Below are 15,240 nucleotides of genomic sequence, written 5' to 3' on the forward strand. Positions count from 1 at the left end.
GCTGTCAATCACAGGCATTCGCATTGACTATGTGGCCAGTGACCAAAAATAGGGCATTCTCAGCCAACCCGAACAAAATCGAGTCGCCCCCATGATCACCCAATCGCAATCCGACCTGAACTGGAACCTGCTGCGCATGTTCTACATGATTGCGAAAGAGCAGAGCATCACCAAGGCGGCCAGGCAGCTGGGCCTAAGCCAGCCTTCGGTCAGCAATGCGCTGCAAAAGCTCGAAGCACAACTCGATTGCCAGTTGGTCTTCCGCGACAGCCGCCATTTCGAACTGACGACACGCGGCGACAAGATTTTTCAGGAATGCCGCGATATCTTTCACAGTGCCGAGCGGATCAACCTTCTGGTGCGCAATGCTGAAGAAGAGGAACGGGGGCAGGTCCGGTATCAGATCATCAGCAATCTGGTGTCACCGATGTTGGACGAGTTGCTGCGGCTTTATCATCAGCGCTATCCTTCCGTGGCCTTTCAAAGCGAGGTCCAGAACAGCCAGTCCATCGTCCGCTCGATCCAACAGGGGCGCGGCACGATCGGATTTTGCCTCTTGGCCAAACCGTTGGTCAATCTGCCGTCGATCCGCCTATTTCGAGAAGAGTTCCTTGTCTTCTGCGGTGCCGAGCATCCGCTCTTCGGGCAGGAGACCGTGGCACTGCGGGATCTCAGGCACGAGCCCTTCATCAGCTTCGCCTGCGCCACCGAAGGCATGGGGCTCGAGCCGATGTCGGTTCTGCGCGAAGGCACCCGGCTGGGCAGCCGCATCAACGGGCTGAGCACCAACATCGAAGAGGTTCGCAGGATGATCGTGGCCGGCCTTGGCGTTGGCATCCTGCCGCTGATGACCGCGCAGGACGACATCCGGCGCGGCGATCTCTGGCCGCTCAAGATCACCGATGAGGCCATCGGCGCCGATGTCTATCTCGTGCATGCCCCGAGAGAGAAGCTGTCGCCCTCGGAGCAGAAATTCGTCGATATCGCGGAGGAACTACTGGCGCTTTACCCCGATATGGCGTGATCGCGCGCTAGGTTGGCCGCAGCCAAGTCCTGAAGCGCCATGCCTGCGGATTTGAAAACGGTGCGTGCTGTGTCATCCCTCCGGCCCGGATGCGCCCTTTGGCACAATTCGGCCAGATCGGCACGGATGTGGCCCGGCGTGATCTGCCCTGCGTCCAGCGGCTGAGCAAGGTCACCCGCCAGCGAGGCCCCGGCGCGCAGATCAACGAACAGCTCCGCCTGCGTGATCGCCTGATCGTCGCTTTCGCGCATATCACCCTTAAAGGCACCAATCAGGTCAAGGTGACTGCCGGGTTTGAGCCAGTGGCCATGGATGATCGGCGCTGTCGAGGCGGTGACTGTGCTGGTCACATCCGCGGCTCGGCACGCCACTTCGAGGTCACGCGCGGCTTGCGCAGGCAGACCCTGTGCGCGGAGCGCTTCGGCGACAGCCACCGCCTTTTCGCGGCTGCGCCCCCATATCGACACCGTTGTGTAAGACCGCACCGCACAATGCGCCGCCGCCACGGCGAGCGAAAGCTGCCCGGTGCCGACGATCAGCAAATGACGGGCGTCCTTACGTGCGAGGAAATCCGCCGCCAGTGCCGAGGCCGCCGCCGTGCGCCGCGCGGTCAATGCGTCGCCATCCAGCGCCACCTGCATCTGTCCGGTTTCGCCATTAAACAACAGATACCCTGCATTGATCGTCGGGCACCCTTTGGCGGCGTTGCCGGGAAAAAAGGTCACCACCTTGACGCCGATGCTTTCACCCGGAACCCATGCGGGCATGATCAGAAGCGAGGCTTCGCTGCCATCGGGCTGAGCGATGCTCAGCACCTGCCGGTCCGGGGCCTGCACCGCGTTGCCGCAGTACCAGTCGCGCAATTGCCCGATCAGATCGGGCCAGCCCAGCGCGGCTTCAAGCGCCTCATGTCCGATCAATGCGCTCATCGATCGGCCCGATTGACGACGGCATGCAGCAAGATATTCAGCCCGGCGACGAAATTCTCGGGCGTGCAATCTTCTTCGTTATTGTGGGTGATGCCGTTTTCGCAGGGCGTGAAGATCATCGCGGTCGGGCAATGGGTGGCAAGGAAATAGGCGTCATGGCCTGCTTGGCTATGGATATCCCGCCAGTTGAAACCCATTCGGATCGCCTCATCGCGGATGCCGTCGATCATCTCGTGATCGAAGATGTCGCCACCCCATTCCCATTCATCTTCGATCTGCGCCTCGCAACCACAGCGCGCAGCGGATTCATAAAGCGCACGGCGCATCTTTTCCGCCATCGCACGGGTCGTGATCGGATCGGGGTGCCGGACGTCGCAAACCGCCTCGGCCTTGTCCGACAGGATGCCCGGTTTATTGGGCCAGGCGGTCAACCGTGCGGCGGTGGCCTTGCCGTCATGAACCGCGAAATCCCAGCCAATGTCGTCCACCGCCGTCAGCCAGCGCGCCCCTGCCGCCAGTGCGTTCTTGCGCAGATCCATCGGCGTCGGCCCGGTGTGCGAGGTCTGGCCCTTGAAAGACGCCCGCATGCCGCGCACAGGGTAACCGCCGGTGACGATTCCGACCTGCCTATTTTCTGCGTCAAGGATCGGCCCCTGCTCGATATGCAGCTCGAAATAGGCGTCGATCTCCCCCGCATTGCAGGCGCGGTCGCCCTTGTAGCCGATCCGCTCCAGCTCATCCCCAAAGCGCGCGCCATCGTCGCCGACTAGGTCATGCACCCAATCGATATCGTATTTTCCGATGAAACAACCCGACGCGACCATCGGCGGCGAGAACCGCGCGCCTTCCTCATTGGTCCAATCGACAACGACGATAGGGCGTTTGGTGACATGGCCCGCATCGTTGAGGCTGCGGATCACTTCCAGCCCGGCCAGCACGCCTGCGATGCCATCAAAGCGCCCGCCGTTAATCTGGGTGTCGAGATGGCTGCCGATCAGGATCGGCGGCAGGTCGTTATCGGTGCCGTCGCGGCGACCAAAGATATTGCCGACGGCGTCCACCTCGACGCTCAGCCCTGCCTCTTCGCACCAGCTACGAAACAGGTCTCGCATGGCTTGGTCGTCATCGCTCAGCGTCAGGCGCGACAACCCGCCCGGGCGGCCTTTGCCGATCTCTGCCGAGGCTTCAATGGTCGACCAGAACCGATCGAGGTCAACGCGGGTATCGGGAGTTATTGACATGAGAAACTTTCTTTCTTGAGAGCCGGGATCAGAACAGGAGGCCCGGAAGATCGGTAATTAGAGCAGGAAACAGGACAAGAAGCAGCAACACGCCGACCATCACGCCAAGCAGCGGCACGAGGTATTTAAACGAGTCGCTAAGCGGAATTTGCCCCACACGACAGGCGGCCATCAGGTCAATGCCAAGCGGTGGGGTGTTCGCGCCGATGGCAAGGTTGATGGTCAGCAAAATGCCAAAGTAGACGGGGTCGATACCGTAGTGGCCAAGGATTGGCAGGAAGACCGGCGCGAGGATCAGAATGATCGCGATGCTTTCCATGAACGTGCCGAGGATCAACAAGACCGCCATCATCATCAGCAAGGCAACAGTGCCGCTTTCGGTCGCCTGCGTGATCCCTGCAACGGCCATCTGCGGCACCTGTTCGGCAGCGAGGATCCAGCCAAAGACCGACGCCGCGGCAATCACCAGCAAGATCACACCGGTCATTTCCGTAGTCTCACGCAAGAGTTGGGCCAGCATCTTGAGGCTCAGCACGCGATAGACAAAAATGCCGATAAAAAGCGCATAGGCCACGCCGATGCCCGCAGCTTCGGTCGGGGTAAATATCCCCAGTCGGATCCCACCGACAATGATGATCGGCGCTAGCATCGCGAGGATCGAGCCCTTTGCGGCACGGCCAAGTTCACCCCAAGAAAACGGCTCTCCGCCCTGCCATCCGTTGCGGCGCGAAATCCACCACGCTACCAACATCAGCCCGAGGCCCAGAAGGATGCCGGGTATGATCGCGGCCACGAAAAGTTGGCCGATTGAGCTGTTGGTGGCGGTGCCATAGACGATCAGCACGATTGAAGGCGGTATCACGGTGCCGAGCGACCCCGCGCAGCCCAGAGCTGCCGCGCTGAACCCCGGCGCATAGCCTTGGTCGCGCATTGCAGGCAGCATCATCGTCCCGATCGCCACCACATCGGCCACGCCAGACCCGGAAAGCGAGCCGAACATCATGCAAGCAATGATCATGACCATCGCCAGCCCGCCGGTGCGCCGCCCGATGAGCGCCGAACACAGTGCAATGATCCGGGGTGCGAGCCCGCCATGGACCATTAACAGCCCGGCCAAAAGAAACAGTGGGATTGCCAGCAGCGTAAAGCTGTTGATCCCTGCCACGGCCCGCTGGGCCACAACGATCATCGGCGCAGCATCGGCAATCAGCAGGTAGAACATCGACGACAAGCCCAACGCGACGGCAATCGGCGCGTCCAGCAGCACCAATACAACGAAGACCACGAGAAGAAGAGCAAGCGCAAGGCTCAAGTCCGGCCCCCTTTCAGGATGAGGCCCAGAAGGGCGAGACCGCAGCAGACCGGCAGGGAGAGGTAGAACAGACCTACGGGTAGCGAGAGTGCGGTCGTCTGGTGTGACCAAGTGATCCCGGTCAGTTTCCAGCCCGTCCAGATAAACACCACCAGAAAAACAAAGCTCGCCAGCCAGGCAAGAACGGCCAGCCCACGGCGCAGCATCGGCGGCATGACGATCAGGTCGAGCAGCCCGGCGCGAAAATGCGAGCCGCGCACAAAGCCCGAGATCGCGCCCACGAAGGTGAGCCAGACCAACGCCAGCCGGGGCAGTTCCTCAGCCCAACGCGGTGTGGAGGAAAACAGGTAGCGCGAGATGACGACGTAGACGACCATCGCGGCAAACCCCGCCACCAGAGCGGCGCCAAACCAGCGCGCAGCACGGTCGATCAAAGTGGCCGCGCGCAGCGACCCGGTCCCGAGTGTCATGGTTTCAGAAATCCTTCCGGTCCGCGACAGAGCATGCATTCGTCGCAATAGGCCGCGACAACGACCCATTCGTCTGAGATCACCTCGACCGTGTGATCGAGCCCCGGCGGCAGGCGTACGGCGGTGCCTTCGGTCATATGGTATTCCTCGCCCCCTGCCCGTAGGATCGCCTCTCCTTTAAGTGTCAGCGTAACCTCGTCACGGGGATGGCTGTGCGCGGTGGACTTCGCCCCCTTTCGGCCGGTGGTCACGGAAAGCTTGATAAAGCCCTCTCCGCGTGCCGCCGGTGAAAACAGCACTTTCTGTGTAAAGTCGAAAAGTTGCACCGGCTCCACCGATGCAACTTCTGTGATTTCAGGCCGCAGGGTCATTTGCGGTACTGGTCAAGGATGGTCAGAAGATCTTCGCCATAGACGTCCTTCTGGCTTTCCCAGATCGGCGCGACCGCTTCGATAAAGGCAGCCTTGTCGACCTCGTTGAACGCCATGCCCTTCGCTTCAAGCTGCGCAATCAACTCGTCATTCGCGGCGGCAACCATATCACGCTGTTTCAGACCCCAAGTAGTGGCGGCCTCCATCACGATGGTCTGGTCCTCGGGCGAGATTTTGTCCCACGTCGCGCTCGACATGGTCAGCGTCGCGGCCCCCCAGATGTGCTCAGACAGCGAGACGTACTTCTGCACCTCAAAGAAAGAGGCCGAGTAGATGATCGCCAGCGGGTTTTCCTGCGCGTCGAACAGACCTTGTTGCAGCGCTGAATATAGCTCACCGAAGGACAGCGGTGCGGGCTCAGCGCCCAGTCCTTCGAACGTAGCAAGCCGCACCTTGTCTGGTGTGACGCGGATTTTTAGACCGGCGAGGTCTTCCGGATTTTCAATTGGGCGGACATTATTGGTGATGTTGCGGAAGCCGTTTTCCCACCAACCCAAAACCTTGATGCCTTTGGCGTCCATCATCTCGGCCAGCGCGGCACCCAGATCGCCGTCAAGCGCGGCAAACGCCTGTTCGCGGGCGCCCCATGCGTAGGGCATCTCGATAATCCCCATGCGTGGCTCAATCCCTTGAAACGAGCCTGAGCCGATCAGTCCGGCCTGAACCGAGCCGAATTGTAGGCCCTCGATCACTTCTTTTTCGCTGCCAAGTTGGCCTGAAGGGAAGACCTCAATCGCGACGCGGCCCTCGGTGCGGCTGTTCACTTCGTCCGCGAACCCGCTTGCAGCGGTGTGCCAGCTGTGGCTTTCCGGCAGAACGTGGCCAAGTCGGATGGACACATCGGCAGCCAAGGCGGCAACCGGTGCAAAGGCCGCAAGGCTAACCGCCAGCAGGCCGCCTTTGATAAGGGTGGTGGGGGCTTTCATTTGGGTCTCTCCTGTTGAGCATTGATTGCCGCAGAAGAAATACCGATCACGGATTCCAAGCAAATAGGCCCAGCCTATGGTTGGGAGAGCTTTTGCCAATGCTCCTCAACGCTTGGGGCCGCGCCAGTTAGTCGGAATATCGGCCCACCGCCTATCGTCGCAACCATTTTCCTCAGGGCCGGTTTGCCAAGCACGCCGCCAATGCCAGCCCTTGCGGGGTATTCGACTGCCGAGTGTCACGTTGGCAAGCCACTTTCTACTCGCTTTGATAGGTAATACCGGCCCTTACCTGCCGTTCGCTTCACGGCCGAGCGCTGCAGTGTAGCTTCACCAAACCGGCCATGCATGGCGCAACATTTCCGAAGAGTGAAGGTCGACAGATCGGGCGAAACGTCAATTCGCGGTGCCCACCCCAATGGACGCGATTGAAATCAGTGCTGGGAACTCTTGTGACATCGACCAATACGCCATCATAAAACGCAATGAAATGCGCAACGGCGTTGAGATACCTGCGCCTATGGCGATGCTGCCAATCGCGATAAAGTGCAGCGATTGCAACGGCGCGCATTTCGTCACTGTGAATGTTCCAAACGCGGCACCAATTAACCTCTTTAATCACCCTCTATCGATCAAAAGGCAGGCGGATAGGCCGACGGGCGTGTCCTTGAACGACAGCGATCCACCGTGCATTTTCGCAATCGCCGCGACGATTGTAAGGCCAAGGCCATAACCGTCGATCGTTGCTGTGTTGGTACCGCGCTGGAATGGCGCCATCAGAGCTTCCATATCCGCAGCAGAGCTTTCCGAGCCCTCGTCTTCGATAACGATCGTTGCCGTCTGGGCATCGGCTTCCAACGCGACGGTGGCGCGTCGACCGTATTTGAGGGCGTTTTCGATGAGGTTTGTTACCGCACGTTCAAGCGAGATCGGCCGCCCCATCACTGTAACATCCCGGTCAGGTGCGAATACGCTTTGGCCCTGCCGCGACGTGAAGACCGAGCGCGCGCCTTGCACAATAATGTCAGAGCCTTCGCGGAAGGTCACATCCTTGCCCATATCCTGATAGTCCGCGACGATTGAATCGATCAGCGAGCCGAGCGAGAGCTTGCGGGGCGCTTCGACATTCATCTCGGCCCGCGTATAGGTCAGCACGCTTTCGATAATGCCTGTCATGCTGTCGATATCGGCCTCAAGCTTCTGGCGCAATTCGGAATCCGGGATCAGCGCAGTCCGCAGCCGAAGCCGCGTGGCGGGTGTTCCAAGGTCGTGACTGACCCCTGAAAGGACGGCAGCGCGGCTGGACAATTGCTGGCGCTCATCTTCGAGGAAACTGTTCACGGCGGCGACGATCTCCTGCAATTCTTGTGGTCCGGGCAACTCATAGCTCGCCGGGCCACCGATGCGTCGGCGGCTGCGCAATTGTTCGGCGAATTGAGAAAACTCAGCCGAGAGGTTCAGGATCACCGTGAGGATCGCCCCCATGGAAAGTGCGGCCAGCAGAACTGCCCACATGCGATGGTCGGCGGGCGCTGCGTCGCAGTTGAGCACCGAAGCGCCGTCAATCTCAAACCACGGGGCGCTGCCCATCTGGGCAAGCACGACCGGATCGGTGCAATAGGAGGCTACCAGTCGAAACACCTCGCCAGCCTTTTCCGCTGCCGTTTGATAGGCCCGGTTAGGAATCTCGGCCAGTTTGTAGGTAAGGTCGGGCGACAGGATCGCCATGGTGAGGGGCGCACCGGTCTGACTGTTGGCGCTGTCGGCAGAGATCAAGACGATGGTCACCCGCGCGGCGTGAGGGGCCTGCGAAATCTGGCGAAAGGCCCCGTTAGCGGCGTGGACCTGATCTTCCGGTGACAGGGCACGAATTTGCACCTCTTCGGCCGGGACGGTGCCGTTTTGCACGGCGTAGTAAAGGTTGATGCCCGCGACATAGGCCCGCTCCTGATGCGCCCGCCAGCTTGCATTTGAATTGCTCCAAAGCCAGACGGCAAGCCCGCCCGCTATGAAGGCCGCGATAACGAGGAGGCTGCCGATCGTCCGAAGGCTGCGGCGCTTGATCACGTGTCCTGTTCCATCACGTCGACCGCAAAAACGTAGCCGACCCCGCGTTCGGTTTTGAGGAATTTGGGGTGCTTGGGGTCTGCCTCAATCTTTGAGCGCAGCCGCCCGACCAGCACGTCGATGGCGCGACCAAGTCCTTCGCCCTGCGGTTCTGCCTCGCCGGTGACGTCAAGCGCGACGGCGATCTCCTCGCGGGTCAGGGGTATGTGGGGATTTGCAAGAAGCACCCGCAGCAAGGCAGTCTCGCGCCGGGAAAGGGACACCTGCACCCCGGTAGGAGAGCGCGCCTCGTTGTGCTTTGCGTCATAGGTCCAGCCGGAAAAGGTGAACGTCTTGGTGTTGCGGCGATGCACCAGCGAAGACGACCGCCGCGTTCGGTGCAGCACGGCCTTTACGCGGGCGAGCAGGAGTTCGGGGTTAAAAGGCTTGGCGATGTAATCATCGGCCCCCACCGCGTAGCCCTCCATGCGCTGGTGATCTGCCGAAAGGGCCGACACCATGATGATCGGCACGTCCTGCTCCTGTCGCAGCCGCCCACAGATATCGAGCCCGTTTTCGTCCCCCAGCATGACGTCTAACAAAATCAGATCGACCCGCCCGCCTTCGAGATGAGCCGCAACCTCGGCTTCCGTGGCAGCGGGCAGCGCGATTGTCCCGTGTTTACGGAGGAATTGCGTCATCATCTGACGCATTTCGGGGTCGTCATCGACCACCAGAATTCGGGGAATCGTCAACCGCTCTCCTCCTTAGGCTGGCGCGGGATACCGCTGCCTCGCCCCTCGTTTATGTAATATGATGCAACAAAATCCACGGCTAAGTAACAAGCTGTAACGGGCGGCGGGAATAAATGCATGTCGGGCGCAGATACCCGCTATGTCCGCATTGCATGCTTTGCCCTTCAGGCTCAGTCTCCCGTTATCCGGTCTGGGAGGGCCGTAATTTCCACGGGAGGACATCTAATGAAAGCCTATGTAACTGGGGCAGTCTCTGCTCTGTCGATGATTGTAGCAACTTCGGCTGTTGCCGAACCGACCGCCGAAGTGCTGCACTATTGGACATCTGGCGGCGAAGCCAAATCTGTTGCCGTTCTGCAAAAAGAATTCGCTGACAAAGGCGGCAGTTGGACCGATATGCCAGTGGCCGGTGGCGGTGGTGACGCGGCGATGACCGCACTGCGCGCCCGCGTGCTGTCGGGCAATGCGCCGACGGCGGTGCAGCTCAAAGGCCCCGCAATTCAGGAATGGTACGAAGAAGGCGTTCTGGCCGATATCTCTGATGTTGCTGAAGCCAACAACTGGGACGCGGTGCTGCCCGCCTCCATCGCCGGCCATATGAAGTGTGAAGGCACATGGTGTGCCGCACCCGTTAACGTGCACCGGGTCGATTGGATCTGGGCCAATGCAGAAGTACTAAGCGCCAATGGCATTGAGATGCCGACGACTTGGGAAGGGTTCAACGCCGCCGCCGAGAAACTGCAAGAGGCCGGGATCATCCCGCTGGCGCATGGTGGACAGGCTTGGCAAGACGCCACGGTTTTTGAGGCTGTGGCTCTGGGCATCCTCGGGCCAGAAGGCTATCGCAAGGCCTTTGTAGAGCTCGACAAAGAGACACTCACTTCCGATGCTATGATTGCGGTGTTCGACCAGATGCGCATCATGCGTGGCTTTGTCGACAGCAACTTCTCGGGCCGTGACTGGAACCTCGCCACCTCGATGGTGATGAACGGCGAAGCCGCCTTCCAGATCATGGGCGACTGGGCCAAGGGTGAGTTTATGGCCGCAGGCAAAGTGCCGGGCGAAGACTTCCTCTGCGCCTCTGCGCCGGGCGAAGGCTTCCTCTACAACGTAGACAGCTTCGCGATGTTCGACGTGGATGGCGAAGACAAGAAAGCCGGGCAGCAACTGCTTGCTGAACTGGTCGTCGGTCAGAACTTCCAAAAGGTGTTCAACCTCAACAAAGGGTCGATCCCCGCCCGCACCGATGTAGCGCTGGATGAATTCGACGACTGCGCCCGTCTTTCCGCCGATGACATGCAAGCCAGTTCCGACGGTGATGCGCTGCTGCCAAGCTATGCACATGGCATGGCCCTGCGCGGCGCGCAGGCCGGTGCGATCACCGATGTGGTGACGGCGCATTTCAACTCGGACATGTCCTCTGCCGATGCGGTCCAGATGCTCGCAGACGGTATCGCGAACAGCATGTAACGCCTGCTCCTGCCCCCGCGTTTTCGTGGGGGCAGGCCAAATCCGGGACAATCAAATGATCAAGTGGCTTGAAGAAAACACGCCCAAATTGGTTCTGGCGCCCTCGTTCATCGCAGTTCTGATCTTCGTCTACGGCTTCATCGCCTGGACCGCATGGGTCTCGCTGACGCGCTCGCGCCTGCTGCCAAAATATGAAATCGAAGGCTTCATTCAATACGAGCGGCTGTTTGCGTCGCCCCGCTGGGAGACGGCCTTTGGCAACCTCTTCGTCTTCGGTATTTTGTTTATCGTAATCGCTATGGTGCTGGGCCTCGCGCTGGCCATCTTACTCGACCAGAACATCCGCACCGAAGGCGCGATCCGCACGATTTACCTCTACCCCATGGCGCTGTCGATGATCGTCACCGGCACGGCGTGGAAATGGATCCTCAATCCGGGGCTTGGTCTTGAGGCCATGGTGCGCGGCTGGGGGTTTGAAGATTTCACCTTTGACTGGCTTGTTGACCCCGACATGGCGATTTACACGATCGTCCTCGCGGCAATCTGGCAAAGCTCCGGTTTCGTGATGGCGCTGTTTCTCGCCGGTCTGCGCTCCGTCGATGGCGAGATCATCAAGGCCGCTCAGGTCGACGGTATCCCGACATGGCGGGTTTATACCGCGATTATCATTCCGGCGATGGCGCCGATCTTCTTGTCGGCCTTCATCGTGCTGTCACACCTTGCCGTCAAAAGCTTTGATCTGGTCATCGCGCTTACCGGCGGCGGCCCGGGATATGCAACCGATCTGCCTGCCACCTACATGTATGCCATGGCGTTTTCGCGCGGCGATATCGGTCAAGCGGCCAGTTCCGCCATGATTATGATGCTCGTCGTCTTCTCGATCGTGGTCCCTTATCTTTATTCGGAATTGAGGTCCAAAGATGGTTGAGCTCTCAATGTCTCAGGCGCAGGCCCCGGCGGATCGCCAGACAGGCAAGATCGTCCTACGGTGGGTGCTTTACATCGTACTGGTGCTCTTCGCACTGTTCTACCTGCTGCCGCTTTTCGTGATGTTGACGACCTCGCTGAAAAGCCTTGAGGAGATCCGCACCGGTGATCTGATCGCCCTGCCCCGCGAGGTGACTTTCGCCGCATGGCGCACGGCATGGTCAGAAGCCTGCACCGGCATCCAATGCGAAGGGGTGCGGCCATTCTTCTGGAACTCTGTGCTGATCGCCCTTCCGGCGGTGGCAATCTCGACGCTGCTTGGTGCGATGAACGGCTATGTCGTGGCACAATGGAGCTTTCGCGGCGCGAACCTGTTCTTTTCGCTGATGTTGTTCGGCTGCTTCATCCCCTTTCAGGTGGTGCTTTTGCCGATGGCGCGGGTGCTGGGGCTGATGGGCATGGCGGGCACCATTCCGGGGCTGATCTTCGTTCATGTGATCTATGGGCTCGGCTTCACCACGCTGTTCTTCCGCAATTACTATGTCTCGATCCCGTCCGAACTGACCAAGGCGGCCAAAGTGGATGGCGCGGGGTTCTTCCGCATATTCTGGTCGATCTTCCTGCCGCTGTCGCTGCCGATCATCGTGGTGACTGTGATCTGGCAGTTCACCCAAATCTGGAATGACTTCCTCTTCGGCGTTTCGTTCAGTCAGGCAGGCACCCAGCCCGTCACCGTGGCGCTCAACAACATCGTCAATTCGACCACTGGCATCAAGGCATACAACGTGGACATGGCCGCCGCGATCATCGCAGGTCTGCCGACCCTCTTGGTCTATGTGATTGCCGGGAAATACTTTGTCCGCGGTCTGACCGCTGGATCCGTGAAAGGATAAACCAATGGCTCCGATTCTCGAAATCAACAACCTCTACAAGAGCTATGGCTCGATTGAGATCCTCAAAGACATTAACGTGTCGATCGAACAGGGTGACTTCCTTGTACTGGTCGGCCCATCCGGCTGCGGCAAATCGACTTTGCTCAACTGTATCGCCGGGCTTGAGCCGATCAGCGGCGGCGAAGTCCATATCGGGGGGCGCGACATGACCAATGTCAGCCCCAAGGACCGGGACATCGCCATGGTGTTCCAATCTTACGCCCTCTACCCGACGATGACCGTGGCCAAGAACATCACCTTCGGCATGAAGGTCCGCGGTGTGGATCAGGCGACGCAGGACAAGAAGCTCGCCTATGTAGCGCAACAGTTGCAGATCGAGCAATTGCTCAACCGCAAACCCGGCCATCTGTCGGGCGGCCAGCGCCAGCGGGTGGCCATGGGCCGCGCCTTGGTGCGCGATCCGAAGCTGTTCCTTTTTGATGAGCCGTTGTCCAACCTTGATGCAAAGCTGCGCGTCGAAATGCGGACCGAGATCAAGTCCCTGCACCAGCGTTTGGGCGCCTCAATGGTCTATGTAACCCACGACCAGATTGAGGCGATGACCCTTGCCACCAAGATCGTCGTGATGAAAGGCGGAATCATTCAGCAGATTGGCACGCCGGCAGAGATCTATAACCACCCGGCGAACCTCTTTGTGGCGGACTTCATGGGCAGCCCGGCGATGAACCTGATCCCGGCAAAGGCCAAATCAGACAGTGCCGGAACTCGGATCGAAATTGCCCGCAAGTCGGGCGGGCCGATGGTACTAACGGACCGCAAGAACCTCAGCCTGCCGGAGGATGTGATCATCGGCGTGCGCCCCGAGAACATTGCGGATGCAAAGGCGCAATCCGGCTCGGACTCGCAGGAAGCCGACTGCGTGATCGACATTGTGGAACCTGCTGGTGCTGACACCTATGCCGTCATGGAGTTGGGCGGCAAACATGTCACCGCGCGGTTGCACGCCGAAACCACCGCTTCACCCGGCGTGACACAGCGGTTGGCATTCGATCTGGGCAAAGTCTCCTATTTTGCGCCCGACACCGGCCTGCGTCTGAACTGATGTCCCTGCGTCTTGTTGCGGATATCGGCGGCACCAACGCCCGTCTGGCGCTCTGCCAGACGGGCGTTGAAGGCTGGCTCCGTCAAAAGATAGGCGAATACGGACTAGGCAAGCATCGACGCGGTGATTGAGGACTATCTGCAAGGACAGGTCACCGCCTCCCCTTCCGAAATTGTCATCGCGGTTGCGGGTCCGGTGCATGAGGGCAGCGCCAGATTGACCAACCGCGGCTGGTCAATCATAGCCGAGGACTTGGCCCGACAATTCGCTTGCCCTCATGTCCGCTTGTTGAACGACCTGACCGCGCTTGGCTATGCGATGCCATACTTGCGAGCTGAGCAGCTTGGCGAAATCAGCGCCGGAGCCGCCAGACGTTCAGACCATAGACAGTCACTGGAGGTAGGCATCGGGACTGGCTTTAACGTCGCTAAAGCCTCACCCGAAGCGGCGGAGGGCGGCGGCTTGGCTCTTTTGAAAACCGGCGACCGCGTGCGATTTGATCTGGGAAAAGGTACCGCGGACATGCTGGTGTCGCTGGATGGGTAATCCCGGCTTTGTTGCACAAACCCGATGTTAGGCAGGCTTCCCCTTTCCCCGGACGGATTTATCCTACGGGTTCGGTGACGGGTATGCCAAGCGCAGTGTAGCTGTTGAGGACGGAGATACTGACGTGGATCTCTGCAACCTGCCTTTCGAAGTCCCTCGCCATCAGCGATTGGCCGAGTAGTTTTATACAATGCATCTTCGTTTCGACGCGACTTCGGCGGTGGTATCCACTCCAGCGTCGCCACAGAGTGCGACCCAGGTATCGCTGCGCACTGACCGCGTCGTTTCGGGCACTAGCTCCGGCGCTCGTCGGTTTCCAGGGCTTGGCATTCTTGCGCGGCGGGATCACTGCATGGGCGTTTCTGGCGGCAATCGCCTCGTGGCATTTACGCGTGTCATACGCCCCATCTGCGGTGACGCTGTCGATGTCCTGATCGGGCGGAATTTGGTTCAAGAGTTCGGGCAGCATGGGAGCGTCTCCGACGTTGCTGCTGGTGACCTCGACCGTCCGAACTTCCAGAGTTTTCTCATCGATCCCAATGTGTATCTTGCGCCAGATGCGCCGTTTGGTGCCACCATGCTTACGGGCATTCCATTCGCCTTCTCCTTCGGCTTTGATACCGGTGCTGTCGATAAGGAGGTTCAGCGGACCCTCGGATCCGCGATACGGCAAGCTCACGTTCAGTGTTCGCTGGCGGCGACATAAGGTGCTGAAGTCCGGCACTGCCCAGTCCAGTCCCACCAACTGCAACAGGCTCTGGACAAACCCAGTTGTCTGCCGAAGCGGCATACCAAACAAGACCTTCAGCGTCAGACAAGTTTGAATGGCGGCGTTACTGAACTGCTGTTGCCGACCGCGCTTGCCGCTCGGCGGAGGCGTCCAAACCATCTCAGGATCAAACCAGATCGACAACAATCCGCGCTGCTTCAAGCTGTCATTGTAGGATGACCAATTCGTGGTCTTATATTTGGTAGGGGCCCAACTGCTCATGCCTTCCAGTTATCATGCTGGATACATACAGTGAATCCCACCCGAGGATTTGTGCAACAAAGCCGTATTCCAGCCTAATGTGGGCATCCAGAGGGGTTTTCCGCTGTTCTCCGCAATCCAGGCGCTCGTGAATAGGGTTGGTAGCTAGTAAATTCGCAAAAGAGAACGCAGGACCCGCGA

At 59.6% G+C, this 15,240-nt stretch carries 15 protein-coding genes; 6 read left to right on the forward strand and 9 right to left on the reverse strand.

The genetic code is table 11. The annotated features are described in order from the left end of the window. The first annotated feature begins 91 nt into the window (after nucleotides 1-91). Nucleotides 92-1,024, forward strand: a complete 933-nt coding sequence (locus R1T45_RS19005) for a LysR family transcriptional regulator (RefSeq protein ID WP_317389913.1) — start codon at nucleotides 92-94, stop codon at nucleotides 1,022-1,024. Here R1T45_RS19005 and R1T45_RS19010 read toward each other — a convergent pair. From R1T45_RS19010 to R1T45_RS19045, 8 genes are all read right to left on the reverse strand, one after another. Beyond that, a complete protein-coding gene (locus R1T45_RS19010) occupies nucleotides 1,006-1,953 on the reverse strand; it encodes an ornithine cyclodeaminase family protein (protein WP_317389914.1) in 948 nt (315 codons plus the stop codon). The two genes, R1T45_RS19005 and R1T45_RS19010, sit on opposite strands and share 19 nt — an antisense overlap. Beyond that, complete coding sequence (locus tag R1T45_RS19015) at nucleotides 1,950-3,194, reverse strand: Zn-dependent hydrolase (RefSeq protein WP_317389915.1); 1,245 nt, start codon at nucleotides 3,192-3,194, stop codon at nucleotides 1,950-1,952. The genes R1T45_RS19010 and R1T45_RS19015 overlap by 4 nt, the downstream gene beginning before the upstream one ends. Before the next feature lie 28 nt (nucleotides 3,195-3,222). After that, nucleotides 3,223-4,506, reverse strand: a complete 1,284-nt coding sequence (locus tag R1T45_RS19020; protein WP_317389916.1) for a TRAP transporter large permease — start codon at nucleotides 4,504-4,506, stop codon at nucleotides 3,223-3,225. Then, a complete protein-coding gene (locus R1T45_RS19025) occupies nucleotides 4,503-4,976 on the reverse strand; it encodes a TRAP transporter small permease (protein WP_120350320.1) in 474 nt (157 codons plus the stop codon). The genes R1T45_RS19020 and R1T45_RS19025 overlap by 4 nt, the downstream gene beginning before the upstream one ends. Beyond that, nucleotides 4,973-5,347 (reverse strand): cupin domain-containing protein, encoded by a 375-nt coding sequence (locus tag R1T45_RS19030; RefSeq protein WP_240791598.1) that lies wholly within the window; start codon nucleotides 5,345-5,347, stop codon nucleotides 4,973-4,975. Before R1T45_RS19030 ends, R1T45_RS19025 begins: the two co-directional genes overlap by 4 nt. Further along, nucleotides 5,344-6,333 (reverse strand): DctP family TRAP transporter solute-binding subunit, encoded by a 990-nt coding sequence (locus R1T45_RS19035; RefSeq protein WP_120350319.1) that lies wholly within the window; start codon nucleotides 6,331-6,333, stop codon nucleotides 5,344-5,346. The genes R1T45_RS19030 and R1T45_RS19035 overlap by 4 nt, the downstream gene beginning before the upstream one ends. A 615-nt stretch (nucleotides 6,334-6,948) precedes the next feature. Then, on the reverse strand, nucleotides 6,949-8,397 hold the full coding sequence (locus R1T45_RS19040; protein WP_317389917.1) for a HAMP domain-containing sensor histidine kinase: 1,449 nt from the start codon (nucleotides 8,395-8,397) through the stop codon (nucleotides 6,949-6,951). Beyond that, entirely contained in the window at nucleotides 8,394-9,131 is a 738-nt protein-coding gene (locus R1T45_RS19045; RefSeq protein ID WP_120350317.1) for a response regulator transcription factor, read from the reverse strand. The genes R1T45_RS19040 and R1T45_RS19045 overlap by 4 nt, the downstream gene beginning before the upstream one ends. Before the next feature lie 225 nt (nucleotides 9,132-9,356). Here R1T45_RS19045 and R1T45_RS19050 point away from each other — a divergent pair, with 225 nt between their 5' ends. The 5 genes from R1T45_RS19050 to R1T45_RS19070 all read left to right on the forward strand — a co-directional run bounded on the left by R1T45_RS19050 (nucleotide 9,357) and on the right by R1T45_RS19070 (nucleotide 14,069). Next, nucleotides 9,357-10,601, forward strand: a complete 1,245-nt coding sequence (locus R1T45_RS19050) for an ABC transporter substrate-binding protein (RefSeq protein WP_120350316.1) — start codon at nucleotides 9,357-9,359, stop codon at nucleotides 10,599-10,601. Between the two features lie 55 nt (nucleotides 10,602-10,656). After that, entirely contained in the window at nucleotides 10,657-11,529 is an 873-nt protein-coding gene (locus tag R1T45_RS19055) for a carbohydrate ABC transporter permease (protein WP_120350315.1), read from the forward strand. Then, a complete protein-coding gene (locus R1T45_RS19060) occupies nucleotides 11,522-12,421 on the forward strand; it encodes a carbohydrate ABC transporter permease (protein WP_120350314.1) in 900 nt (299 codons plus the stop codon). Before R1T45_RS19055 ends, R1T45_RS19060 begins: the two co-directional genes overlap by 8 nt. Before the next feature lie 4 nt (nucleotides 12,422-12,425). After that, entirely contained in the window at nucleotides 12,426-13,523 is a 1,098-nt protein-coding gene (locus R1T45_RS19065) for an ABC transporter ATP-binding protein (protein ID WP_132444857.1), read from the forward strand. A gap of 123 nt (nucleotides 13,524-13,646) precedes the next feature. After that, entirely contained in the window at nucleotides 13,647-14,069 is a 423-nt protein-coding gene (locus R1T45_RS19070; RefSeq protein WP_317389918.1) for a glucokinase, read from the forward strand. Between the two features lie 58 nt (nucleotides 14,070-14,127). Here R1T45_RS19070 and R1T45_RS19075 read toward each other — a convergent pair whose 3' ends face one another. Continuing rightward, nucleotides 14,128-15,060 carry an IS5 family transposase gene (locus R1T45_RS19075; protein WP_317389919.1) on the reverse strand — a complete coding sequence of 311 codons (933 nt, stop codon included), beginning with the start codon at nucleotides 15,058-15,060 and terminating at the stop codon, nucleotides 14,128-14,130. Nucleotides 15,061-15,240 lie beyond the last annotated feature (180 nt).

Source organism: Sulfitobacter sp. LC.270.F.C4 (assembly GCF_032922545.1).
GTDB classification, from domain to species: Bacteria; Pseudomonadota; Alphaproteobacteria; order Rhodobacterales; family Rhodobacteraceae; genus Sulfitobacter; species Sulfitobacter profundi.